Here is a 23,471-nt window from a genome sequence, read left to right on the forward strand (position 1 = left end):
TCCCTTCGGACCGCTCACGTCCTCCTGGGCGGGAGCTTCGGGCGGGTGCGGTCGGGCACCTCGCTGTAGTCCGGAGGGATCGCGGCCGGGTTGGACTCCAGGAGTTCGAGGGCGAGTTGAACCGCGTCGTCGAGCTGGGCGTGCCGGCCCTCCGCCCAGTCCAGGGGGGTGCGCAGGATCTCCAGGTCGGGGGCGACGCCGTGGTTCTCCACGGACCAGCCGTAGGCGTCGAACCAGGCGGCGTTCATGGGGACGGTGATGACGGTGCCGTCGCCGAGGCGGTGGCGGCCGGTCATGCCGACCACGCCGCCCCAGGTGCGCTGACCCACCACCGGGCCCAGCTTGAGGAGTTTGAACGCGGCCGTGATCATGTCGCCGTCGGAGGAGGTCGCCTCGTCGGCCAGTGCCACCACCGGGCCCCGGGGCGCGTTGGAGGTGTACGACACCGGCTGGGCGTTGCGGGTCAGGTCCCAGCCGAGGATGGTCCGGGTCAGCTTCTCGATGACGAGTTCGCTGATGTGGCCGCCCGCGTTGCCGCGCACGTCCACGATCAGCGCGGGGCGGGACACCTCCATGCGCAGATCGCGGTTGAACTGGGCCCAGCCCGAGCCGCCCATGTCGGGGATGTGCAGGTAGCCGCACTTGCCGCCGCTCAGCTCGCGCACCACGGCCCGGCGTTTGGCCACCCAGTCCTGGTAGCGCAGCGGCCGGTCGTCGACGAGCGGGACGATGGCGACGCGGCGGGGCGGCCCGGTGCCCTCGGCGGGGGCGAACGTCAGCTCCACCGTCGTACCGCCCGCGCCGGCCAGCAGCGGGAAGGGGCCCCTGACCGGGTCGACCGGGCGGCCGTCGACATGGGTGAGCACCGCGCCCTCGCGGATGCCGGTGCCGGCCAGCGGTGAGCGGGCCTTGGAGTCGGAGGAGTCGCCGGGCAGGATGCGGCGGATGGTCCAGCCGGCTTCCCGGGGCACCAGGTTGGCGCCGAGCAGGCCCTGCCAGCGCTGGTAGTGGGGCGGGCCCTCGTTGCGCCGGGAGGCGGTGACGTAGGCGTGCGAGGTGCCGAGTTCGCCCAGGACCTCGCGGAGCAGATCGGCGAACTCGTCCGGGGAGGCGACCCGTTCGACCAGCGGGCGGTACTGGTCGAGCACCGCGTCCCAGTCGATGCCGCTCATGCCGGGGTCCCAGAAGTAGGCGCGGATGAGCCGGCCGGCCTCGTCGTACGACTGCCGCCACTCGGCGGGCGGGTCCACCTCGTGCAGGATGCGGCGCAGGTCGATCCAGACGTTGGTGTCGCCGTCGCCGATCTCGGTGGAGGGCACCGCGCGCAGCTCGCCCTCGTCCACCACGACCAGCCGGGTGCCGTCGCCGCTGACCGCGAACCAGTCGAGGTGGCCGACGAGTTCGGACTTCTTCGCCTTGGTGATGTTGAAGTACTCCAGCGTCGGGCGGCCGCTGATGTCGGCCGGGTTGACGAAGGTCTCGCCGAGCGCGCCGGAGATCGGCCAGCGCAGCCAGACCAGGCCGCCGCCCGCGACCGGGTACAGCGAGGAGTACTTGGAGGCGATCACCGGGAACGGGGTGACCCGGCTGGCCAGGCCCTCGACCTCCACCATGACCGTGCCCGCCTCGCCGGCCTCCTCGTCCTCCAGCGGGTCGAGCCCGCCCGCCGCCGGCCGGCCCTCGGGGTTGAGGGCGAAGGGGGAGGGGGTCGCCGAGGACAGCGGCACCAGGTAGGGGCGGCTGCCGAGCGGGAAGGACAGGTCGCCGGTGTGCACGTCGTACACGGGGTCGAAGCCGCGCCAGGACAGGAAGGCCAGATAGCGGCCGTCGCGGGTGAAGACGGGGGTCTCGTCCTCGAAGCGGCCGTCGGTGACGTCCACGATCAGCCGGTCCTTGATCCGGGCCAGCTTGATCTGGCGCAGCGAGCGGCCGATGCCTGGGTGCGACCAGGTGAGCCAGGAGCCGTCGGGGGAGAAGGCGAGGTCGCGCACCGGTCCGTTGACGGAGCGGATCAGTTCGGTGACCGCGCCCTCCTCGGTCTCCGCGCCGACGCCGGTGCCGGGTGCCTCCGGGACCCCGGCGCCCGGCTCCTCGGGCACGTCGATCAGCAGCAGGCGGCCGTCGTGGGAGGCGACGGCGAGGCGTTCGCCGGCCGGGTCGGACACCATCTCCAGGACCCGGCCGAGGGCGCCGGAGGCGAGCCGGCGCGGCGGGCGGTCGCCGGTGGCCCGGGGCAGCTGGGCGATCTCCACCGCGTCCGCGCCCCCGGCGTCGGTCACATAGGCCACCTGCCCCATCGAGCCGAGCATCTCCGGCAGCCGGACCCGCACCCCGGGGGTGTCGGCGATGGTGCGGGCCGGCCCGTCGCGGTGGGTGAGCCAGTACAGGCTGCCGCGCACCACGACCGCGCTGGCCCGGCCGGTCTCGTCCACCGAGATGCCGTCCACGTTCTGCGCGGCCGGCACCTGGTAGCGGCGGCGGCCCGCGGCGGGGCCGGCGAGGCGGATGTCGAGCCTGCGCGGGGTGCCGTTCGGGGAGAAGTCGTCCACCAGCCACAGGTCGCCCGCGCACTGGTAGACCACCCGGGTGCCGTCGCTCGCGGCGTGCCGGGCGTAGAAGGCGTCGTGGTCGGTGTGGCGGCGCAGGTCAGTGCCGTCGTAGGCGCAGGAGTAGAGGTTGCCGACGCCCTCGTGGTCGGAGAGGAAGGCGACCCGGCCGGCGACGTACATGGGGCTGGCCAGGTGGCCCTCGATGTCCGGCAGCAGCCGTCTGCCGTGCAGCCACAGCCGGCCCATGGCGCCGCCCCGGTAGCGCTTCCAGGAGGCCGGTTCGTGCGGCGGGGTGCCGGTGAGCAGCAGGGTCCTGCGTTCGCCCGCGAGGTCGGCGACCTGGATGTCGGTGACCGGGCCCCAGGGCAGCCGGCCGCCCGGGTCGCCTTCGGTGGTCACCTTGTAGGCCCAGGTGAAGTAGGAGAAGGGCTGCCCGTGGGAGGCCACCGCGAGGATGTCGCCGTCCGGGGTCCAGCCGCACACCTCGGTGTCGGTGCTGCCCCAGTACGTCAGCTGCCGCGTGGGGCCGCCGGTGACGTCGACGAGATGGATCTCGGGGACCAGGCTGCGCCAGTTCGTGTAGGCGATCCGGCTCCCGTCGGGGGAGAAGCGGGGGTGGCCGGTCTTCGTGCGGTCGGCGGTGAGCCGCCAGGCACGGCCCGGGGCGTCGAGGGGGGCCAGCCAGAGGTCGTCCTCGGCCACGAAGCAGAGCAGGTCGCCGCTGAGGTGGGGGAAGCGCAGATAGCTCACCACCCCATGCTTTTCCGCCCGCTGGAGGCGGGCAACTCGTGCGGCCTTCTTATGTGTTCCTCACGTTCGTGACGGACCCCACGTACGAAACCGTTTCGTTTCGCAGAACGGGGAGGGTATCTTCGTCACGTACGAAGACGTACACATGAAGATGTACGTACGAGAAGGAAGTTCCGGAGCGGAAGGGTGAGCGGCATGACCGAGACCGTCGCGGCGGCACGGCGCAGCCGGATCACCCCCGAGCGCGAGGCCGAGCTGTACGAGGCCGTGCTCGACCTGCTCCGGGAGGTCGGCTACGACGCCCTCACCATGGACGCCGTCGCCGCCCGCACCCGGTCCAGCAAGGCCACGCTCTACCGCCAGTGGGGCGGCAAGGCCCAGCTGGTGGTCAAGGCGCTGCGGCACTCCAAGCGCGGCCACCCGGAGGACATCGACACCGGTTCCCTCCGCGGTGACCTGCACGCCCTCGTGGCGATGGAGGACGACTGCACCATGGCGCAGAACTCCGCCCTGATGCGGGGCATCGCCATGGCGATCCACCACAACGAGGACCTGCGCGACGCCTTCAAGGAGCAGATCGTCGACGTGGAGATCCTCAGCGGCCGGCGGATGCTCCAGCGGGCCATCGACCGGGGCGAGGTCCGTCCGGACTGTCCGGCGATCGACTTCATGGTGCACATGATGGTCGGGGGCTTCGCCACCCGGACCCTGCTGGAGGACCAGCCGCCCACCCGGGCCTTCCTCACCTCGTACATCGACGCCGTGGTCCTCCCCGCCCTCGGCGCCTGACCCTCTCCGACACCCCTCTCCCCGGCAAGCCCACCACCTGACGTCACCGCTCACGTCGTCGGGCTGATCGCCCCTGCCCTGATGAACCCCACGACCTGACCGGGAGTACGCCCCCGTGGCCACGTTCCTGTACCGACTCGGCCGACTCGCCTTCAGGCGACGGCACTTCGTCGCCCTGATATGGGTGGCGCTGCTCACCCTCGCCGGGGTGGGCGCCGCCTCCGCGCCGGCCGCCGGCAACAGTTCCTTCTCCATCCCAGGCACCGAGGCCCAGAAGGCCTTCGACCTGCTGGAACAGCGCTTCCCCGGGATGAGCGCCGACGGCGCCACCGCACGGGTCGTCTTCAAGGCGCCGGCCGGCGAGAAGATGACCGACAAGCCCAACAAGGCCGCCGTCGAGAAGACGGTGCGCGAGCTGGGGCACGGCTCGGAGGTCGCCTCCGTCGCCGACCCGTACGCCGGGCACACCATCAGCCGGGACGGCTCCATCGCCTACACCTCGGTGAAGTACAAGGTCTCCGGCATGGAGCTGGAGGACTCCTCCCGGGACGCCCTGACGAAGGCCGCGCAGGACGCGCGGGACGCGGGGCTGACCGTCGAGATCGGCGGTGACGCGCTCAACTCCATGCCCGAGACCGGCTCCGGCGAGGTGATCGGCATCGCGATCGCCGCCGTCGTCCTCGTCATCACCTTCGGCTCCCTGCTCGCGGCCGGGCTGCCGCTGCTGACCGCGATCATCGGCGTCGGCATCGGCGTCTCCGCGATCACCGCGCTCGCCAACGTCCTCGACCTGGGCAGCACCACCTCCACCCTGGCGACGATGATCGGCCTCGCCGTCGGCATCGACTACGCCCTGTTCATCGTCTCCCGCTACCGCGCGGAACTCGCCGAGGGCCGCGAGCGCGAGGAGGCGGCGGGCCGCGCCGTCGGCACCGCCGGCTCCGCGGTGGTCTTCGCGGGCCTGACCGTCGTCATCGCCCTGGTCGGACTGTCCGTCGTCAACATCCCGATGCTGACGAAGATGGGCGTCGCGGCGGCGGGCACGGTCGCCATCGCCGTACTGATCGCGCTCACCATGATCCCCGCGCTGCTCGGCTACGTCGGCCGCAGGATCAAGCCGGCCGGCGAGAAGAGCAAGCTGCTCGGCGGCGGCCGTCCGGCGAAGAAGCCCGGCCGCCCCAACATGGGCACCCGCTGGGCGAGCTTCGTGGTCCGCCGCCCCGTCGCCGTGCTCCTCCTCGGTGTGATCGGCCTCGGCGCGGCCGCGGTCCCGGTCTCCTCCCTGGAGCTGGGCCTGCCCGACGACGGCTCCCAGCCCACCTCCACCACCCAGCGCCGCGCCTACGACCTGCTGTCCGAGGGCTTCGGCGCCGGCTTCAACGGGCCCCTGATGGTCGTGGTCGACGCCAAGGGCAGCGCGCACCCCAAGACGGCCTTCACCGAGGTCGGCAAGGAGATCAAGGGCCTCAAGGACGTCGTCGCGGTCACCCCGGCCACGCCCAACAAGGCCGGCGACACCGCGGTCATCTCCGTGGTCCCCAAGTCCAAGCCGTCCTCGAAGTCCACCGAGGACCTGGTGCACGCGATCCGCGACAAGGCCGAGGCCACCGCCGCGAAGGCGGACGCCAAGCTCCTGGTGACGGGCTCGACGGCGATGAACATCGACGTCTCCCAGCGCCTGAACGACGCGCTGCTGCCGTACCTCGCCCTGGTGGTCGGCCTCGCCTTCCTCCTGCTGATCGTGGTCTTCCGCTCGGTCCTCGTCCCGCTGAAGGCGGCCCTCGGCTTCCTGCTCAGCGTGCTCGCGGCGCTCGGCGCGGTCGTCGCGGTCTTCCAGTGGGGCTGGCTGTCCGGCCTGCTCAACGTGCAGCAGACCGGTCCGGTCATGTCGATGATGCCGATCTTCATGGTGGGCGTGGTCTTCGGCCTCGCGATGGACTACGAGGTGTTCCTCGTGACCCGGATGCGGGAGGCGTACGTCCACGGCGAGAAGCCGACCCAGGCCGTGGTGACCGGCTTCCGGCACGGCGCCCGTGTCGTCACCGCCGCCGCCGTCATCATGATCGCCGTCTTCTCCGGCTTCATCGGCTCCAGCGAGTCGATGATCAAGATGATCGGCTTCGGCCTCGCCATCGCCGTCTTCTTCGACGCGTTCATCGTCCGCATGGCGATCGTCCCGGCGGTGCTCGCCCTGCTGGGCAAGCGCGCCTGGTGGCTGCCGAAGTGGCTCGACCGGATGCTGCCCAATGTGGACGTCGAGGGCGAGGGCCTGCGCACGGAGTCCACCGCGGACGGCACGGAGGACGAGCGGGAGCTGGTACGCGCGTGACGTACCGCTTCTGAACGAAGCGGCCGGTGAGGGTGCCCGTGGGGACGGGGTCTGCACCCTCACCGGCTTTTCGCCGTCCGGACGTCCTCGCACCGGCCGCCCGTCCTCGCTACCGTTCCCCCATGACGACAGCCGCCACCGACACCGACGGAACGGGAGCGCACCCGCGTTTCGCGCAGGCGCTGAGGGAACTGGGCCTCGAAGAGGTGCTCGGGCGGGCCCGGAGATTCCCGGAGGGGACCCGGACCGCCGTGGAGGCCGCCGCGGCGGTCGGCTGCGAGCTGAACCAGATCTGCAAGTCGCTGGTGTTCGCGGCCGACGGGGTGCCGGTCCTGGTGCTGATGGACGGGGCCTCCCGCGTCGACGTGGAGCGGGTGCGCGAGGAACTGGGCGCGCGCAAGGTCGGCCGGGCCGACGCGCAGGCGGTGCGGGAGGTCACCGGGTACGCCATCGGCGGCGTGCCGCCCTTCGGGCACCGCACCCGCACCCGGGTGCTCGCCGACCGTTCGCTGCTCGCCCACGACGTGGTCTGGGCCGCCGCCGGGACGCCGTACGCCGTCTTCCCCATCGGGCCGGAAGAGCTCGTCGCCCACGCCGGGGCCACACTGGTGGACGTGCGCGAGCAGCAGGCGTGACGCCGCGTACGACGGCGGCCGTCCCGTTCGCATACGCGCCGGGTGAGAGCCCGTCGCCGCACCACCCGCCGCGGCGGGACAGGCTGGAGACACACAGCGACTTCAGGGAGCGTCAATGAGCGACAAGCCGACCGTCGGCGTCCTGGGCACCGGCATCATGGGCGCGGCGATGGCCCGCAATCTGTGCCGCGCCGGGCTGGAGGTACGGGCCTGGAACCGCACCCGGGAGAAGGCCGAACCCCTCGCCGCCGACGGCGCCCGGGTCACGGACACCCCCGCCGAGGCCGTCGAGGGCGCCGATGTCGTCCTGACGATGCTGTACGACGGCAACACCGTGCTGGACGTGATGCGCGAGGCCGCACCGGCGCTGCGGCAGGGCGCGGCGTGGGCGCAGTCCACCACCGCCGGGACCGAACTGATCACCGACCTGGCCGCCTTCGCCCGCGAGCACGGGCTGCTCTTCTACGACGCCCCGGTCCTCGGCACCAAGGAGCCCGCCGAGGCCGGGAAGCTCACCGTGCTGGCCGCCGGGCCCGAGGAGGGGCGCGCGGCGGTCGGGCCGGTGTTCGACGCGGTGGGCGCCAAGACCCTGTGGACCGGCGAGGACGGCGGCGCGGGCAGCGCCAGCCGGCTGAAGCTGGTCGCCAACAGCTGGGTGCTCGCGGTCACCGCGGCCACCGGCGAGACGCTGGCCCTCGCCAAGGGCCTCGGCGTCGACCCGGCGCACTTCTTCGAGCTGATCGACGGCGGCCCGCTCGACATGGGCTACCTGCGGGCCAAGTCCAAGGTGCTGCTGGACGGCGAGCTGACCCCGCCGTCGTTCGCGGTGACCACCGCCGAGAAGGACGCCCGGCTGATCGTGGCGGCGGGCCGGGGCAGCGGGGTGCGCCTGGACGTGGCCGAGGCCACCGCCGAACGGCTCGCCCGCGCCGCCGCCCGGGGACACGCCGACGAGGACATGGCCGCCGCGTACTTCGCCAGCTTCGACGGCGAGGACTGAGCCGGCCGCCGAGATGACGCGACCCGTGGCCCGGAGGCACCCTGGAGACAGCCGGAACGAGAGTCTCCCGGAGGTGGCCGACATGACACAGACCATGCAGCAGACGCGGACCATGAGCCACCCCGCTGTCGGGTGGCATGTCGAGCTGGAGTTCGAGGAGGACGGTCAGCACACGCGTGCGGCGGCCCTGGTGCGGTTGCCCGACGGCTCCGAGATCCGGGGACACGGGCACGCCAGCCGCCACCACGTCGACAACGACCAGCCCAGGGTCGGCGAGGAGATCGCCGGGGCCCGCGCCCTCAACCAGATCGCCATGCAGCTGCTGGACAAGGCCCACGGCGAGATCGACGCGGACTCCGGGCGCACCTCGCACCCGATCCACGTGTGAGCCCGGTCAGCTCCCGAGCGCCGTACGCAGCGCCCGCACCAGCGACTGCGCCCGCGGGTCCGCCGTCACGCTCGCGCGCAGGCCGTTCGTGACATAGCCGAAGGCGATGCCCGACTCCGGGTCGGCGAAGCCGAGGGAACCGCCGCGGCCCGGGTGGCCGAAGGAGCCGGGGGACAGCAGCGGCGAGGCGCTGCCGTGCAGCATGTAGCCGAGGCCGAACCGGGTGTTCACCACGAGCACCCGGTCCGGTCCCGCGGACCGTTCGGAGCGGGCCAGTTCCGTCGTCGCGGGGGCGAACAGACGGGTGCCGCCGTCCAGGTCGCCGATGAGCGAGGCGTAGACGCGGGCCAGGCCGTCGGCGGTGGCGATGCCGTTGGAGGCGGGCAGGGACGCGGCGCGGTAGGCGGGGTCGTTCTCGTCCGGCATCGGGGTGATCGCGGCGAAGGCGCGGCGGGTCAGCGAGTCCGGGTCGGCGTAGGCCTCGGTCACGGCCCGCTTGGGCCGCAGCCTCAGCCCGCCCGACTCCTGCGGGGCCTCGATGTCCCCGACCCGGCCCGCCCGGCCCTGCTCCGCCTCGGGCAGCCCGAGCCAGACGTCCGCGCCGACGGGACGGGCGATCTCGTCCGCGATCCACTCGCCGACCGGGCGCCCGGTGACGCGCCGCACCAGTTCCCCGGTGAGCCAGCTGTAGGTCTGGGCGTGGTAGCCGTGGTCGGTGCCCGGCTCCCACACCGGCGCCTGCGCGGCGACGGCCGCCGCGCCGAGGTCCGGGTCGGCGGCCTCGGCCGGGGTCAGCGGTCGGTCCAGCACCGGCACGCCCGCGCGGTGCGCGAGCAGCTCCCGTACCCGGGTGCGCTCCTTGCCCGCCGCCTTGAATTCGGGCCAGTACGCGCCGACCGGCGCGTCCAGGTCCAGTTCACCGCGCTGGTGCAGCAGCAGGAGGGCGGCGGCGGCCACGCCCTTGGTCGCCGAGCGCACGATCTGGGCGGTGCCGCGCCGCCAGGGCGCGGTCCCGTCGACGTCCTTGGTGCCCGCCCACAGGTCGACCACCTTGTGCCCGTCGCGGTAGACGGCGACGGCGGCGCCGCGCTCCCCGAGCCGGGCGAAGTTCGCCGCGAAGGCATCCCTGACCGGCTCGAAGCCCTCGGCCACCGTGCCGTGCACGTCCGTCTCGTCCGCCCCCATGTTCCGGGTTCCCTTCCACGCTCGCCTGCGACAGTGGGTGCAACAGCGGGCGCGGGCCTGCGATTCCTTGGCGGAAGCCGGTGTCCGTAATCGTTGCCTTTGTCACCCGCGGGTGGTCCGCGCCACCGAGCGCGGGTCGAAGCCGAACGGCAGCTCCAGCCGGTGCGCCCGCATCAGCTCCTCGTCGGACAGCAGGTCCCCCGTCGGCCCGTCGGCCGCGATCACGCCGTCGCTGAGGATCAGCGAGCGCGGACACAGCTCCAGGGCGTACGGCAGATCGTGCGTGACCATGAGGACGGTCACGTCCAGCGAGCGCAGGATGTCGGCCAGCTCGCGCCGGGAGGCGGGGTCGAGGTTGGAGGACGGCTCGTCCAGGACCAGGATCTCCGGCTCCATGGCGAGCACGGTGGCCACGGCGACGCGCCGCCGCTGCCCGAAGGAGAGGTGGTGCGGCGGCCGGTCGGCGAACTCCGCCATGCCGACCCGCTCCAGGGCGTGCCGTACGCGCTCCTCCAGCGCGGCGCCCCTGATCCCGGCGGCGGCCGGCCCGAACGCCACGTCCTCGCGCACCGTCGGCATGAACAGCTGGTCGTCCGGGTCCTGGAAGACGATGCCGACCTTCTGCCGGACGGCGGCCATGTGCTGTTTGCCGACGGGCAGCCCGGCGACGGTCACCGAGCCGGTGCCGCCGCCGAGGATGCCGTTGAGGTGCAGCACCAGGGTGGTCTTGCCGGCGCCGTTGGGGCCGAGCAGCGCGACCCGTTCGCCGCGACCGAGGGTGAAGTCCACGCCGAACAGGGCCTGGTGGCCGTCGGGGTAGGCGAAGGCGAGGCCGGAGACCTCCAGCGAAGCGGTGGGCGTACTCACAGGATCCATCCCAACAGGCAGACGACGAGGGCCGAGCAGGGCAGCGCGAGGGCGAGGCGCCACTGCGCCGGGGACGCGGCCGCCTCATCGACGACCGGCATCGAGCCGGTGTACCCGCGGCTCACCATGGCCAGGTGGACGCGCTCCCCGCGCTCGTAGGAGCGGATGAACAGCGCGCCCGCGGACTTGGCGAGCACGCCCCAGTGCCGCACGCCCCGCGCCTCGAAGCCGCGGGAGGCGCGGGCGATCCGCATCCGGCGCATCTCGTCGGTGATGACGTCGCCGTAGCGAATCATGAAGCCGGCGATCTGCACCAGCAGGGGCGGCAGCTTCAACCGCTCCAGGCCGAGCAGGAGTTGGCGCAGCTCGGTGGTGGCCGCGAGGAGGACGGAGGCGGCGACGCCGAGGGTGCCCTTGGCGAGCACGTTCCAGGCGCCCCACAGTCCGTTGACGCTCAGCGAGAGGCCGAGCACGTGCACCCGGTCGCCCTGCGCGACGAACGGCATCAGCACCGCGAACGCGACGAAGGGCACCTCGATCAGCAGCCGCTTGAGCAGGAAGGCGGCGGGCACCCGGGCGAGCCGGGCCGCCGCCGCGAGCAGCACGGCGTACACCGCGAACGCCCACATCGCCTCGCGCGGGGTGGAGACCACGACCAGCACGAAGAGGAAGGCGGCGGCCAGCTTGGTGTGCGGCGGCAGGGCGTGCACGGGCGAGGTGCCGTGCCGGTAGAGCCGGTGCGCGTGTCCAGCGCCCATGTCACAGACCGGTGTTGGCGGGCGAGACGTCCGCGTCGCGGCGCCTGCGCAGGGCCCAGAACACCGCGCTGCCCGCCACCACGGTGACCCCGACGCCGATCACGCCCGCGAGCCCGCCGGACAGGCGCGCGTCGGAGACGTCCTTGACGCCGTAGTCGGCGAGCGGCGAGTCGGCCGAGGCGTGCTCCTTCTCCTTGGTGTCGATGCCCTTGTCGTGCGCGACCTTCTCCAGGCCGTCCGGGTCGGCGGAGGCGTAGAAGCTGACGAAACCGGCGAGCACCAGGGAGGCGACCAGGCCGGTCAGCCACACCGTGCGCCGCGAGGTGCGCGCCGCCGCGGGCACGGCGACGGGCTCGGGCGCGTCCACCAGCTCGCCGTTCACCCGCAGCCGGAGCCGCCTGCGCAGCCCGCGGGCCCCGTGCACCAGGTCCGGGCGTACGGCGATCACGGCGCCGACGGTGAGCGCGGTGATCACCGCCTCGCCGATGCCGATCAGCACGTGGACGCCGATCATCGCGGTGGCGACCTTGCCGATGGAGACGTCGGTGGTGCCGCCGATCGCGTAGATCAGGGTGAAGGCGACGGCGGCGGCCGGCACCGACACCAGCGCGGCGGCGAAGGAGGCGACGGTCACCGAGCGCCGCTTGCGGGGCAGCACGGCGAGCAGGCCGCGGAAGACGGCGTACGACACCACGGTGGTGACCAGCGCCATGTCCGTGATGTTCACGCCGAGCGCGGTCAGCCCGCCGTCCGCGAACAGCACGCCCTGCATCAGCAGCACCACCGACACGCACAGCACGCCGGTGTACGGGCCGACCAGGATGGCGGCGAGCGCGCCGCCCAGCAGATGGCCGCTGGTGCCGGCCGCGACGGGGAAGTTGAGCATCTGGACGGCGAAGATGAACGCCGCCACCAGTCCGGCCAGCGGGGCCGTTCTCTCCTCCCCGAGTTCGCGGCGGGCACCGCGCAGGCTCACCGCGAGGGCGCCGGCGGCGACCACCCCGGTGACGGCGGAGGTGGGGGCGTCGATGAATCCGTCAGGTACATGCACCGTTTGATTTTAGAGGCTTGTTGCGAACCTTTTGCAAGTACCAGGGCGTCGCCTGCCCATCCGGTGGGACGGCGCCGTCCCCGGAAGCGCCCCGGGGAAAATGTGCGACATTGGAGAGCAAGCGGATGAACAGCTTTCGCATAGGTCACTCAGTGTGAAAGGGCGTTCCGATGTCTGTGATCGAACAGTACGCACGCGCCCATGTCGTGACGGACGACGAGGACCCGGGGGCCGTCCCGGTACTGCTGCGGTACGACCCCGACCACGACCCGCGCTCCGTGCGGATCGGCCTTCCGGGCACCCACGAGTGGACCTTCTCCCGTGCCCTGCTGGAGCGCGGGCTGCGGGCGCCGGCCGAGAGCGGCGCCGTCCGGGTGTGGCCCTGCGGCCGGGTCCAGGCGGTCGTGGAGTTCCACTCCGACAGCGGTGTCGACGTGCTCCAGTTCGACACCAAGGCGCTGGTCAGGTTCCTGCGCCGGACCTACACCGCCGAGCCCGTGCACCACTAGGGTCGTTCGTTTGGCCGTCCGGTCAGCCGCCCATCCGCAGCAGGTCCGCCACGATCGGACCGGCCGTGTCGCCGCCGTGGCCGCCGGCCTGCACCACGCCCGCGGCCGCCAGGTCGCCCCGGTAGGCGGTGAACCAGCCGTTCGGCTTCTTCTGCCCGTCGACCTCGGCCGAGCCGGTCTTCGCGCCGTAGTCCGGGCCGAGACCCGCCATCGCCTTGGCGGCCGTGCCGTAGTCCGCCGTGAACTTCATGACCTCTTTGAGCTGGGAGCGGGTCTTGGCGGACATGGTGCGCGAGGCCGTCGCCAGGGCGCGGTGGTCGACCTCGGGGGAGACCAGGTACGGCTGGTGGAAGCGGCCCGACTGCACGGTGGCCGCCACCGAGGCCATGTTCAGGGGGTTCATGCGCACCCCGCCCTGGCCGATCAGCGAGGCGCCCATCTGCGCGCCGCTCTGCACCGGGACCGAGCCGTCGAAGGAGGGCACCCCGATGGCCCAGTTGTCCATGCCGAGGCCGTAGACCTGCTGGGCCTCCTCGGTCAGGTCGCTGTCGGACAGCTTGGGCGCGAAATCGATGAAGGCGTTGTTGCAGGAGGCGCCGAAGGAATCCTTGAACGTGCCCTTCTTGATCTCGGAGTCGGCGTCGTTGTGGAACGTCCAGCCCGCGAGCTTGTACGTCTTGGGGCAGGGGTGCGAGGCGTCGGCGGTGACCAGCTTCTTCTCGAACAGCATGGTCGACGTCACGATCTTCATCGTGGAGCCGGGCGCGAGGGAGCCCTGGAAGCCGACGTTGAAGCCGTGCTCGCTGTTGGCGACCGCGAGGATCTCGCCGGTGGACGGGCGCAGGACGACCACGGAGGCGCGCGCCCGCTTGCCGACCTGGCGCTCGGCCTCCGCCTGGAGCGTCGGGCTCAGCGTGGTCCTCACGGTGCCCGGGGTGCCCTGGCTCAGTGTCACCAGCGTCTTGTCGGACAGCCCGGCCTTCTGCGACGCCTTGCCGCGCACCACGCGCAGCTCCACGCCCGCCGTGCCGCCGGCCGTCTTGCCGTACTTCTCCCGCAGCCCGTCCAGAACGGTGCCCAGCGACGGGTACGCGGCGGCCGTCAGCTCGCCGCCGTTGCGGTCCAGGGCCTTGACGGGCGGGGTGCCCGCGTGACCGGTGACGAGCGTGTCGCCGTCCTTCAGGTCCGGATGGACGACGGAGGCGTGCCAGCCGACCAGCGGCTTGCCGTCGCTCGTCCGCCGTACGACGGTGAGCGAACTGGTGTACGCGAGCGGCTTGTCCACGCCCTTGTACGAGACCGTCGCCTTGACGGAGAACGGCACCTTGGCGCCCTCGGCCGGACCCGGGGTGAGGGTGACGTCCTTGAGGTGGGCGTCCTTGGAGTAGCCGGTGAGCAGGGCGCCGGCCGCCGACGGGTCGTCGGTGGCGGCCGCCGCGTCGGCGACCTTGCCCTGCTGCCAGGAGTCCAGGAAACGGGTGGCGACGGTGTGCACCTTGGCCGCGCTCGGCGGGCCGGTCCTGATGTGCCGCTCGCCGGCCGTGGAGGTGGACGCGCCGGCCGCGGAACCGCCGTCGTACACCGCGTAGACGGTCAGCGCGGCGCCGCAGACGGCCAGGGCGACCACCCCGCCGACGACACCGGGACCGGCCGTGCGCCGCTCGGCGACCCGTCTTCTCTTCCCCACAGCCTCTGCATCCTCCGCGCTCGCCCAGGGTCCCCCGCGGCCCCTCGCCTCCCCAACGACGGCACTCACCCTAAAGTCCCGATCGCGGCGGGTGACGTCCCCGGTCGTTTCGTAGCACGGTTGCGACAATGGGACCGGCTCAGCCGAGGACGGCGCGGAACCCCTCGACGGTACGGCGGCGGAAGGTGAGGAACGCCAGCCAGGAACCGTCGGCGTAGTGCACCCGGAAGCGTGCCATCAGCTGGAGCCGGGGCCGGCGTTCGACCCGCGCCACCCAGGACCGCGGCACCTCCCACACCGGGGTGCCGTCCAGCGGCTTGACCAGCCCGACCCGCTGGTCGGTGACGCGCAGCAGCAGGGCACCGGAGGTGCGCGGCATCTGCGACGCCACACTGCCCTGCGCCCCGCCGCTCGCCCCGACGCGGCCCATCACCTGGTTGGCGACGACCCCGCCGATGTTCACGCCGACCCCTTTGGCACTCTTGGCCGGGACGACGGAGGCGTACGTCAGCAACCGCTCGCCGGGCGCGAGTCCACTGCGTGCGGCACGCTCACGGAGTTCGGACATGCCCATGATCATAGACCGGGGTGGCCTCGATACGGCCCCTTTCCGGGGGATCGGAAGCGTCCACCGTGCACAGCGGCTACGTCAGGTCGGATCGGTGGACAAATGCCAATGCGTGCTTCCGTGCCGCGTATACCTGCTGCAGAAGCGATTGCACCGAACCGGGCAGGCGACCGACGAAGGCCACGCGTGCCCGTTCGCTGAGCAGCCGCACATGGGAGGCGCTGTCGCAGAGTCTGTCGGCAGCCGCCACGGCGTGTTGGCGCGCGTCAAGAGTCTTCGCGCCGGTTCCCCGTGCTGCGAGGGCCTGGACCGAAGCGATGGCGTCGGAGGGATTCTGTGCCTGGAACCCTTTTCTCGCCATGCACTGGTGCCACATCCGGAGTGCGGACTTGTACGACCGGTCCGACGCCAGGAAAGCGTGGAACATCCTGGTGACGTCTTGAGGTACGAGCTTGTCCTGCAATGCTTTGCGGACACTCCCGTAGATGCGTGCCCGGACTTCGCCGACACATCCTCCTCTCGTGTAGGTGCCACGCGCGCCACTGGGCAGCGTGAGCGACCCGGCATCCCCCGGGTCCCCGTTGAGGGCCACGAGATATCTCTGTCGGGCCGCCTTCGGCAGCTGCCTGACGTAGCGGTCCTCCGGCGGCACGAACGGCTGACTGCCGGCCGCCCTCGTTCGTGGTGTGCCGGCACCGGTACGGGGCATCAGCGCTTGCACGTCATAGGTGGCGGGGCCACTGCCCGTGACGTCCTCCGTGACCGCGCCGGCGACAGGTTCGTGGCCCAGCCGTGTGACCAGGTAGCGGTAGCCCTTGCGGTGCATGCAGCGCTGGTCCAGCAGCTCCTCGGCCCGGAACAGTTCCCAGCGTTGCCGCCGTCCGTCGGTGTCGGTGACGAGGAGCGCACCGGCCGCCTGTAGCACCGCGGACCGGTGGACGGGCGGGTCCCGGTGCGGCTGGTCGGACCGCTCCGTCCGATGCGTCGTGCAGCCGGAGACCATGGCCAGCAGTGCGAGGACCGCGACCACACCGCGGATCGCCGAGCAGCGCGGCCCGGTGCCCGTGCCGCGCCGTCGTTCCGGATGTCCCTCCGCCATCAGCAGGCGGAAGTCCAGAAGTTGGCGCTGATCGAGTCGTTGAACGAGTCGGACGTACCCGGCCAGACGTAACCGGAGAAGTCGCTCAGGGACCACCCGCGAGGCAGACAGGCGGCGTCGCCGCCCCCGCCGACGAGTTGCCGCACGGAAACGCCCATGCCCGACGTCCCGTTGTTGAACCCGGACGAGGCGCAGTTGTTCCACGTGCCCGACGAACAGGACGAGTGCGAGAATTTCGTCCAGTCCGAGTTGTCGCCGGCGAACTTACCCGGCCCGTCCGAGTAATTGGCGTCCTTCCAGACGCAGAAGTCTCCAGCCGGGCAGTCCGACTTGGCGCTGGGCGTCACCGCGCTGTGCGCCGACGTGGCGGGCTGCGGCTCCGCCGCAAAAGTCGAGGTCGCGCCGAAGAACGCCAGGGCGGCGGTTGAGAGCGTGATCGCAGCCAATGAGTAACGTGCTCTCATCTCTGATTCCTCCAGTAGTCGAGTTCTGCTGGATTCGGTCCGACTGAGCGTGCACATGACCCTAGTCACGCGGATTGCGCCTGTGAGGCTCCGATTTGGACGGCCGGAAACACCCATGCTTGTGGGAAGCGCTCACCATGGCCGTTCCCGGAACGGGTAGCCAGGCGGCTGCCGTGACGCAGGTGAAGGGAGCGGCGAGCACGGTGGTTTCACTCCGCGCCACCGCCACCCGGAACCCATCGGGGCCCGGCGGCTCGATCGATAGGGGGCGGGGGCAAGAGCATGCGGCAGGCGCGGTGAAGTAGCGGCCCCAGAGGAGGGCGCAAGCGCGGGATCCGCGCTGTGATCCCCGTTCCGCCATGTTGATCGCGTACCTCAGATCTCCCTCAGATCAACTGCGTTCACTTGCCAAGATCAAGCGGCATGGTTGAGTGTTCGGTGTATGCCATCTCCCGGGTGGTGAAAGGGAGAACGCTACTGGTCGCACTGTGATCGGGGGGAGGTGTCGCCTCATGGCGATCACACGGCGATTCGCCTGCTTGGCCGTCTGTGTTCTTGCCGCCATTCCAGGGGTGGTCGGCTGTAGCTCAGACCATCACGATGGCGCTGCGGCATCCACACCTGCCCAGCGCACTGCTCCACTGGCGACCCCGTCATCGGGCAGCCCCACTCCTGATCCTCACAGCCCCACCGTCCGTAAGGCCCCGGAGATCAACTCGGACGGCATCGTTCCCCTGGCCGGCGAAACCGCGGTCAAGGGAAAATCCGTCTATCCGATTCCGGGCGGGATCAAGGCGGGCAAGACCTTGGCCATTGCGATCAATTGCCAAGGCCCGGGTCGACTGACCGTCCAGGTGCAGCCAACCGACATCACCTTCCCGCTGTTGTGCGAAAGGGATGAGGTGCTGCCCACGATGAACGAAATCCACATGTCGAAGAACCATCCGACCGGTTCACTGCGCTTCACTTCGGAGCCCAACGTCACGTGGTCGTTCGCGGTCGGTTGGGACCCCCACCCGCCCAAGCAGGAATAAGTCGCTGGAAACCAGGCCCGCCACCTCGGCTGGCTGGGTCGCAGCCGCCGTGCGGCGGGAACTCCAGGAGCGGACCGGAGCCGTTCAGCGGCTGGCAGGCATCTGCCCGGCTACACCCACGTATCCAGCCACATCCTCGCCCGCCACTGGTCGATCGGGATCGCCGTGCCGGTGTACAGGGGCCAGAAGTAGATGAAGTTCCAGGCGATCAGCAGGACCAGGACGCCGGCCGAGGTGGCGCCGACCACGCGGCGGGTGTCGCCGGAGCCCGGTGGGCCGATGATCGCGCCGATCAGCATCGCCACCGCCAGGCACAGGAACGGCACGAAGACGATCGCGTAGAAGAAGAAGATCGTCCGCTCCTGGTAGAGGAACCAGGGCAGATAGCCGGCCGCGATGCCGCAGGCGATGGCGCCCGCCCGCCAGTCGCGGCGGAACGCCCAGCGCCACAGGATGTAGACGATCGCACCGCAGGCGGCCCACCACAGCAGCGGGGTGCCCAGGGCCAGCACCTCACGGGCGCACTTCTGGCCCGCGTCGGCCGGGCAGCCGTCGGCGCCGGGGGAGGGGGACTCGTAGAAGTAGGACACCGGACGGCCCAGCACCAGCCAGCTCCACGGGTTGGACTGGTAGGTGTGCGGGGAGTCCAGGTGCAGGTGGAACTCGTACACCTCGTGCTCGTAGTGCCACAGGCTGCGCACCCAGTCCGGCAGGAAGGTCCAGCTGCCGCCCCGGCCGTCGGTGATCGCCCAGTTGCGGAAGTAGCCGCCGCTGCCGTCCGTGGGGGAGAGGATCCAGCCCAGCCAGGACAGCACGTAGACCGCGATGGCCACCGGGACCGTCGCCAGGAAGGCGAGCCCGGTGTCGTACTTCAGGACCGCCCGATACGGGTGACGCGCCCCGGCCACCTTGCGGGCGCCGACGTCCCACAGCACCGTCAGCACACAGAACGCGACCATGACGTACAGGCCGTTCCACTTCGTGCCCGCGGCCAGGCCCAGCATCAGCCCGGCCGCCCAGCGCCAGGGCCGCAGGCCCAGCCGGAGGGTGTCGCCGATCCGCTCGTCCGGGCGGACCCGGCCGTCCGGGTCGGCGGGCAGCGCGGCGGCCAGTCTGGCCCGTGCCCGGTCCCGGTCCAGCAGCAGACAGCCGAACGCGGCCAGCACGAAGAACATCAGCACGCCGTCGAGCAGCGAGGTGCGGCTCATCACGAAGTGCAGCCCGTCCACCGCCATCAGCGCGCCCGCCAGGCAGCCGAGGAACGTCGAGCGGAACATCCGGCGCCCGATCCGGCACAGCATCAGCACGCTCAGCGTGCCGAGCAGCGCGGTCATGAACCGCCAGCCGAACGGGTCGAAGCCGAACATCAGCTCGCCCAGCCCGATCACGTACTTGCCGACCGGCGGGTGCACCACGTAGGCGGCGTCCGACGGGATCGCGAGATGGCCGTGCGTCTGGAGGACCAGGTCGTTGGCGTTCTTGTCCCAGTTGACCTCGAAACCGCGGTGGACCAGCGCCCACGCGTCCTTGGCGTAGTACGTCTCGTCGAATATCACCGCCCGCGGGCTGCCCAGGTTCCAGAACCGCATCAGGCCCGCCACCAGCGTCACCAGCAGCGGCCCGCCCCAGCCCGACCAGCGGGTGATCCGCTCGGCCAGCACGGGCGGCAGGCCGAGCGACCGCCACAGCCGGGGACTCGGCTGCGTGTACGGCGGCACCAGCCGGTCGCGTACGTCGCCCGCGGGCGCGCCCTTCGCCGGGGTGTACCCGAATCGGCGCAGCCGCTGCTGCCACGGCGGCCGGGTGTCGTGCGGCGCCTGGCCCTGCCGGAGGTCCATGGAGGACGCGGTACTGGTCACCGCGCCATCGTAGGGAACCGGGCTGTGGGAGTCCCGTGCATGCGCGGCGCGGGCCGCGAAGCGGTCGTTTTCCTCCGGCTTCCGGACCCCTGCGAGGATGGGGGCGTGACTGGAACCCTTGTCCTCGCAGGAACCCCCATTGGCGACGTCGCGGACGCGCCGCCCCGGCTTGCCGAGGAGCTGTCCGGCGCGGACGTGGTCGCCGCCGAGGACACCCGGCGGCTGCGCCGGCTCACCCAGGCCCTCGGCGTCACGCCCCGGGGCCGGGTGGTGTCGTACTTCGAGGGCAACGAGTCCGCGCGCACCCCCGAGCTGGTCGAGGAGCTGCTCGGCGGGGCGCGGGTGCTGCTGGTCACGGACGCCGGCATGCCGTCGGTCTCCGACCCCGGGTACCGGCTGGTCGCCGCCGCGGTGGAGAAGGACATCCGGGTGACCGCGGTGCCCGGGCCCTCCGCCGTGCTCACCGCGCTCGCCCTGTCCGGTCTGCCGGTGGACCGGTTCTGCTTCGAGGGCTTCCTGCCGCGCAAGGCGGGCGAGCGGCTGTCCCGGCTGCGGGAGGTCGCGGCCGAGCGGCGCACGCTGGTCTACTTCGAGGCCCCGCACCGGCTCGACGACACCCTCGCCGCGATGGCGGAGGTCTTCGGCGCCGAGCGGCGGGCCGCGGTGTGCCGGGAGCTGACCAAGACGTACGAGGAGGTCCGCCGCGGCCCGCTGGCCGAGCTGGCGGACTGGGCCGCGCAGGGAGTGCGCGGTGAGATCACGGTGGTGGTCGAGGGCGCTCCGGAGACCGGCCCGCAGGAGCTGGACGCGGAGGAACTGGTGCGCCGGGTGCGGGTGCGCGAGGAGGCCGGCGAACGCCGCAAAGAGGCGATCGCGGCAGTGGCGGTGGAGGCGGGACTGCCCAAGAGGGTCGTCTTCGACGCGGTCGTCGCAGCGAAGCGTTCGGCCGGTTGAGGGACGCTTGATCCGGAAGCGGCGCCAGGTAAAAAGTGCCCTCTGAGCAGGGGACATCTCTGGTGAGCGAGCAGGCCACGAGGCGGTAAAGGGCTGTCGCCGAAAGCAAAGCGGAAAGGCCCGGACGGGGCCTTTCCGGCAAGGACGGATCAAATCGCCTCCAACACTCGACAGCCCTGCTGCATTCGCGTCGGCGAAGGCGTCCACTGGTCGGAGAGACCCCGCACAGGGGGCTTGTCCAGCGGACAAGAGGAGCTGGCATGAGTGAGATCGCAGGGCAGACCGGCCTTCGCGGTACGGCCACGGCCGTCGTCCACGAGTCGTATTCCTTCGCCTGCATGAGGTGCGGGCACGGCTGGGAGCAGTCGTACGCGATAGAGCACCACACGGACGCCGACGGGCACGAGTTCGTGGTGTACGTGGCCGACGGCCGGATCGTGCCGTCGCCGCTGCGCCGGCCCAGCTGCCAGAACTGCGACGGCCACGTGGTGCGCATCATGCGCGCCGGGCAGGTCTCGTCGGTGCGCGGCGCGCAGGCGCACCACCCGCACATCGCGCCGCAGGCGGGCCCCGTCGAGGTGCCGCCGGTGCCCGCCGCGGGCGAGGGAGCCGCCGCGGCCGCGGACCACCACTGGCACCTGTCCGACCTGCTGCACCCTTTCCAGCGCAAGGCGGGCTGAGCCCGGGGCGGGGACCCGGGGGTGTGCGCCTTCCGTAGGATCGGGGCATGCCTTCGAACGCCGGCCGCAGCTCATCGGGCGACAAGAACGCGGCACCGCCGCCGCCCGCACCCCTGGGGGTTCCCGTCGCCGACTCCCACACCCACCTCGACATGCAGTCGGGCACGGTGGCGGGGGCGCTGGCGAAGGCCGCCTCGGTCGGGGTGACCACGGTCGTCCAGGTCGGCTGCGACGTCGACGGCTCCCGGTGGGCCGCCGAGACCGCGCGGGCGCACGAGAACGTGCACGCCGCCGTCGCCCTGCACCCCAACGAGGCCCCGCGCATCGTGCACGGCGACCCGGACGGCTGGTCCCGGCAGGGTGCCCGCGGGCCGGGCGGCTTCGGCGCGCTGGACGAGGCGCTCGCCGAGATCGACCGGCTCGCCGCGCTGCCCCACGTCAGGGGCGTCGGCGAGACCGGCCTCGACCACTTCCGCACCGGCCCCGAGGGCAAGGAGGCGCAGGAGCGGTCCTTCCGCGCCCACATCGAGATCGCCAAGCGGCACGGCAAGGCCCTCGTCATCCACGACCGCGAGGCCCACGCCGACGTGCTGCGGGTGCTGAAGGAGGAGGGCGCCCCCGAGCGCACCGTCTTCCACTGCTACTCCGGCGACGTCGAGATGGCCGGGATCTGCGCCCGCGAGGGCTACTACATGTCGTTCGCCGGCAACGTCACCTTCAAGAACGCCCAGAACCTGCGCGACGCCCTCGCCGTCGCCCCGCTGGAACTGGTCCTCGTGGAGACCGACGCGCCCTTTCTGACCCCGGCGCCGTACCGCGGACGGCCCAACGCGCCCTACCTCGTTCCGGTCACCGTGCGCGCGATGGCCGCGGTGCGCGGCATCGACGAAGACACGCTGGCGACGGCCCTGAACGCGAACACCGCCCGCGCCTTCGACTACCCGCTGTAGTCCGCCTTTCGCTACGCAGGGTAGCCGGTCCGCTTTGGAGAGTGACGGGGGCTCCGCTAGGTTCTGCCCCCGATCCGGACCTTTCGGCCCCTCTGGAGCGTGTCGGCGTGAGCAGCAACCACCGGTCCAAGACCCGTGCGGCATACGGGCCGTCGCCCGCGCAGGGCGGCGGGCGCGGCGCGCGCCGGCGCCGGGCACGGGCCGCCGAGCGCCCGGACTCCGTCGTACGGCGGCTGCTGCCGCAGGCGCTGGTGGTGGCGTGCCTGGCCGGCGGCACCACCGCGTTCGTCGCCGAGGACCGGGCGATCCGGCTCAGTGTCGACGGCCGGCCGCGCGTCCTGCACACCTTCGCCGACGACGTGCACGCGCTGCTCGCCGAGGAGGGCGTGCGGGTGGGCGAGCACGATCTGGTGGCGCCCTCCCCCGACACTCCGCTCGCCGGCGGCGACGCGATCGCGGTGCGCTACGGCCGCCCCGTGCGGCTCACCCTGGACGGCCGGCGGCACGAGGTGTGGACGACGGCGCACACGGTGGACGGAGCACTGCGGGAGCTGGGGGTGCGCGCCGAGGGCGCGTATCTGTCGGCCTCGCGCTCCCAGACCATCGGCCGCGCCGGCCTCGCGCTCGACGTGCGCACGGAACGGCAGTTCACGGTCATGGCGGACGGCCGCGCCCGCACCATCCGCACCAACGCGGCGACCGTGGCCGAGGCGGTCCGGGAGGCCGGGGTCACCCTGCGCGGCCAGGACGTCCTCTCCGTTCCCGCCGACGGCTTTCCGCGGGACGGGCAGACGGTGACCGTGCTGCGGGTGAGCGGCAGCCGCGAGGTGCGCGAGGAGCAGATCCCCTTCCGGACCGAGCGCACCTACGACGCCACGCTGCCGCGGGGCACCGAGGTCGTCGCGCGTCCCGGGCGCCCCGGGCTGCGCCGGATCACCTATCTCCTGCGCACGGTCAACGGGGTGCGGCAGCGGCCCCGCCGGGAGGGGGCGGAGGTGGTGCGCCGGCCGCGCGAGCAGGTGGTGCGCGTCGGCACGAAGGCGCTGCCGCGCTCCGCGGCGGGGGCCGACGGGCTGAACTGGCACGGGCTCGCGATGTGCGAGTCGGGCGGCGACCCGCACGCGGTGGACGCCTCGGGCACGTACGGCGGGCTCTACCAGTTCGACACGCACACCTGGCACGCCCTCGGCGGGTCCGGCAGACCGCAGGACGCGCCGGAGGCCGAGCAGACCTACCGGGCGAAGAAGCTGTACGTGCGGCGGGGGGAGAGTCCCTGGCCGCACTGCGGGGAGAGGCTGCACGGCTGAGCGGGGGCGGGGCGGGCGGGGGGGGGGGGGGTGACGCGGCCGGCCCGGCAGGAAGCCGC

General features: G+C 72.1%; 21 protein-coding genes. 11 read left to right on the plus strand and 10 right to left on the minus strand.

All coding sequences use genetic code 11. From position 1 onward, the window contains the following. Positions 1–14: 14 nt before the first annotated feature. On the minus strand, positions 15–3,299 hold the full coding sequence (locus HZZ00_RS02480) for a S41 family peptidase (protein WP_180330666.1): 3,285 nt from the start codon (positions 3,297–3,299) through the stop codon (positions 15–17). A 195-nt stretch (positions 3,300–3,494) separates the two neighbouring features. Here HZZ00_RS02480 and HZZ00_RS02485 point away from each other — a divergent pair, with 195 nt between their 5' ends. From HZZ00_RS02485 to HZZ00_RS02505, 5 genes are all read left to right on the plus strand, one after another. Further along, on the plus strand, positions 3,495–4,088 hold the full coding sequence (locus HZZ00_RS02485; RefSeq protein ID WP_180330667.1) for a TetR/AcrR family transcriptional regulator: 594 nt from the start codon (positions 3,495–3,497) through the stop codon (positions 4,086–4,088). Positions 4,089–4,203: 115 nt separating this feature from the next. Then, positions 4,204–6,417, plus strand: a complete 2,214-nt coding sequence (locus tag HZZ00_RS02490) for an MMPL family transporter (protein ID WP_180330668.1) — start codon at positions 4,204–4,206, stop codon at positions 6,415–6,417. A 122-nt stretch (positions 6,418–6,539) separates the two neighbouring features. Beyond that, positions 6,540–7,052 carry a YbaK/EbsC family protein gene (locus tag HZZ00_RS02495; protein ID WP_180330669.1) on the plus strand — a complete coding sequence of 171 codons (513 nt, stop codon included), beginning with the start codon at positions 6,540–6,542 and terminating at the stop codon, positions 7,050–7,052. 115 nt (positions 7,053–7,167) lie between these two features. Further along, positions 7,168–8,052, plus strand: coding sequence for an NAD(P)-dependent oxidoreductase (locus HZZ00_RS02500; RefSeq protein ID WP_180330670.1), 885 nt, complete (start codon positions 7,168–7,170; stop codon positions 8,050–8,052). A 112-nt stretch (positions 8,053–8,164) separates the two neighbouring features. After that, complete coding sequence (locus HZZ00_RS02505) at positions 8,165–8,440, plus strand: DUF1876 domain-containing protein (protein WP_180333361.1); 276 nt, start codon at positions 8,165–8,167, stop codon at positions 8,438–8,440. 6 nt (positions 8,441–8,446) lie between these two features. Here the strand turns inward: HZZ00_RS02505 and HZZ00_RS02510 are convergent, their stop codons facing one another. From HZZ00_RS02510 to HZZ00_RS02525, 4 genes are all read right to left on the minus strand, one after another. Next, on the minus strand, positions 8,447–9,625 hold the full coding sequence (locus HZZ00_RS02510) for a serine hydrolase domain-containing protein (protein ID WP_180330671.1): 1,179 nt from the start codon (positions 9,623–9,625) through the stop codon (positions 8,447–8,449). Positions 9,626–9,727: 102 nt separating this feature from the next. Next, positions 9,728–10,501, minus strand: coding sequence for an energy-coupling factor ABC transporter ATP-binding protein (locus HZZ00_RS02515; RefSeq protein WP_180330672.1), 774 nt, complete (start codon positions 10,499–10,501; stop codon positions 9,728–9,730). Beyond that, the gene (gene cbiQ, locus HZZ00_RS02520; RefSeq protein WP_180330673.1) at positions 10,489–11,250 is read right to left on the minus strand and encodes a cobalt ECF transporter T component CbiQ; all 762 of its coding nucleotides are present in this window, start codon (positions 11,248–11,250) and stop codon (positions 10,489–10,491) included. Before cbiQ ends, HZZ00_RS02515 begins: the two co-directional genes overlap by 13 nt. Before the next feature lies 1 nt (position 11,251). Next, a complete protein-coding gene (locus tag HZZ00_RS02525) occupies positions 11,252–12,301 on the minus strand; it encodes an energy-coupling factor ABC transporter permease (RefSeq protein ID WP_180330674.1) in 1,050 nt (349 codons plus the stop codon). Between the two features lie 170 nt (positions 12,302–12,471). On the opposite strand from HZZ00_RS02525, the gene HZZ00_RS02530 reads away from it, so the two are divergent. Beyond that, positions 12,472–12,810, plus strand: a complete 339-nt coding sequence (locus tag HZZ00_RS02530; protein ID WP_180330675.1) for an SsgA family sporulation/cell division regulator — start codon at positions 12,472–12,474, stop codon at positions 12,808–12,810. Positions 12,811–12,832: 22 nt separating this feature from the next. On the opposite strand, the gene HZZ00_RS02535 is transcribed toward HZZ00_RS02530, so the two are convergent. From HZZ00_RS02535 to HZZ00_RS02550, 4 genes are all read right to left on the minus strand, one after another. Then, positions 12,833–14,497, minus strand: coding sequence for a penicillin-binding transpeptidase domain-containing protein (locus HZZ00_RS02535; RefSeq protein WP_180330676.1), 1,665 nt, complete (start codon positions 14,495–14,497; stop codon positions 12,833–12,835). Between the two features lie 139 nt (positions 14,498–14,636). Next, positions 14,637–15,065, minus strand: a complete 429-nt coding sequence (locus HZZ00_RS02540; protein WP_180330677.1) for a hypothetical protein — start codon at positions 15,063–15,065, stop codon at positions 14,637–14,639. A 76-nt stretch (positions 15,066–15,141) separates the two neighbouring features. After that, a complete protein-coding gene (locus tag HZZ00_RS02545; protein WP_180330678.1) occupies positions 15,142–16,164 on the minus strand; it encodes a hypothetical protein in 1,023 nt (340 codons plus the stop codon). Then, a complete protein-coding gene (locus HZZ00_RS02550; protein WP_180330679.1) occupies positions 16,164–16,628 on the minus strand; it encodes a peptidase inhibitor family I36 protein in 465 nt (154 codons plus the stop codon). Before HZZ00_RS02550 ends, HZZ00_RS02545 begins: the two co-directional genes overlap by 1 nt. Before the next feature lie 512 nt (positions 16,629–17,140). Between HZZ00_RS02550 and HZZ00_RS02555 the strand changes: the two genes are divergently transcribed. Then, positions 17,141–17,662, plus strand: coding sequence for a hypothetical protein (locus HZZ00_RS02555; protein ID WP_180330680.1), 522 nt, complete (start codon positions 17,141–17,143; stop codon positions 17,660–17,662). Positions 17,663–17,772: 110 nt separating this feature from the next. Here HZZ00_RS02555 and HZZ00_RS02560 read toward each other — a convergent pair whose 3' ends face one another. Next, positions 17,773–19,521 carry a dolichyl-phosphate-mannose--protein mannosyltransferase gene (locus HZZ00_RS02560; protein ID WP_180330681.1) on the minus strand — a complete coding sequence of 583 codons (1,749 nt, stop codon included), beginning with the start codon at positions 19,519–19,521 and terminating at the stop codon, positions 17,773–17,775. Positions 19,522–19,626: 105 nt separating this feature from the next. Between HZZ00_RS02560 and rsmI the strand changes: the two genes are divergently transcribed. The 4 genes from rsmI to HZZ00_RS02580 all read left to right on the plus strand — a co-directional run bounded on the left by rsmI (position 19,627) and on the right by HZZ00_RS02580 (position 23,412). After that, complete coding sequence (gene rsmI, locus HZZ00_RS02565; protein ID WP_180330682.1) at positions 19,627–20,475, plus strand: 16S rRNA (cytidine(1402)-2'-O)-methyltransferase; 849 nt, start codon at positions 19,627–19,629, stop codon at positions 20,473–20,475. Positions 20,476–20,735: 260 nt separating this feature from the next. Continuing rightward, on the plus strand, positions 20,736–21,155 hold the full coding sequence (locus HZZ00_RS02570; RefSeq protein WP_180330683.1) for a hypothetical protein: 420 nt from the start codon (positions 20,736–20,738) through the stop codon (positions 21,153–21,155). 47 nt (positions 21,156–21,202) lie between these two features. Beyond that, entirely contained in the window at positions 21,203–22,105 is a 903-nt protein-coding gene (locus HZZ00_RS02575) for a TatD family hydrolase (protein WP_180330684.1), read from the plus strand. 41 nt (positions 22,106–22,146) lie between these two features. Beyond that, the gene (locus tag HZZ00_RS02580) at positions 22,147–23,412 is read left to right on the plus strand and encodes a resuscitation-promoting factor (RefSeq protein WP_180330685.1); all 1,266 of its coding nucleotides are present in this window, start codon (positions 22,147–22,149) and stop codon (positions 23,410–23,412) included. The last annotated feature ends 59 nt before the right edge of the window (positions 23,413–23,471 follow it).

This window comes from Streptomyces sp. NEAU-sy36 (assembly GCF_013423905.1).
GTDB classification, from domain to species: domain Bacteria; phylum Actinomycetota; class Actinomycetes; order Streptomycetales; family Streptomycetaceae; genus Streptomyces; species Streptomyces misionensis.

Bases quoted from the DNA above. Each gene is read 5' to 3' on its own strand.
- HZZ00_RS02485 (WP_180330667.1), top strand. From the start codon at position 3,495: ATGACCGAGACCGTCGCGGCGGCACGGCGCAGCCGGATCACCCCCGAG.
- HZZ00_RS02495 (WP_180330669.1), top strand. From the start codon at position 6,540: ATGACGACAGCCGCCACCGACACCGACGGAACGGGAGCGCACCCGCGT.
- HZZ00_RS02500 (WP_180330670.1), top strand. From the start codon at position 7,168: ATGAGCGACAAGCCGACCGTCGGCGTCCTGGGCACCGGCATCATGGGC.
- HZZ00_RS02505 (WP_180333361.1), top strand. From the start codon at position 8,165: ATGAGCCACCCCGCTGTCGGGTGGCATGTCGAGCTGGAGTTCGAGGAG.
- HZZ00_RS02510 (WP_180330671.1), bottom strand. From the start codon at position 9,625: ATGGGGGCGGACGAGACGGACGTGCACGGCACGGTGGCCGAGGGCTTC.
- HZZ00_RS02515 (WP_180330672.1), bottom strand. From the start codon at position 10,501: ATGGATCCTGTGAGTACGCCCACCGCTTCGCTGGAGGTCTCCGGCCTC.
- cbiQ (WP_180330673.1), bottom strand. From the start codon at position 11,250: ATGGGCGCTGGACACGCGCACCGGCTCTACCGGCACGGCACCTCGCCC.
- HZZ00_RS02530 (WP_180330675.1), top strand. From the start codon at position 12,472: ATGTCTGTGATCGAACAGTACGCACGCGCCCATGTCGTGACGGACGAC.
- HZZ00_RS02540 (WP_180330677.1), bottom strand. From the start codon at position 15,065: ATGTCCGAACTCCGTGAGCGTGCCGCACGCAGTGGACTCGCGCCCGGC.
- HZZ00_RS02545 (WP_180330678.1), bottom strand. From the start codon at position 16,164: ATGGCGGAGGGACATCCGGAACGACGGCGCGGCACGGGCACCGGGCCG.
- HZZ00_RS02550 (WP_180330679.1), bottom strand. From the start codon at position 16,628: ATGAGAGCACGTTACTCATTGGCTGCGATCACGCTCTCAACCGCCGCC.
- HZZ00_RS02555 (WP_180330680.1), top strand. From the start codon at position 17,141: ATGGCGATCACACGGCGATTCGCCTGCTTGGCCGTCTGTGTTCTTGCC.
- HZZ00_RS02570 (WP_180330683.1), top strand. From the start codon at position 20,736: ATGAGTGAGATCGCAGGGCAGACCGGCCTTCGCGGTACGGCCACGGCC.
- HZZ00_RS02575 (WP_180330684.1), top strand. From the start codon at position 21,203: ATGCCTTCGAACGCCGGCCGCAGCTCATCGGGCGACAAGAACGCGGCA.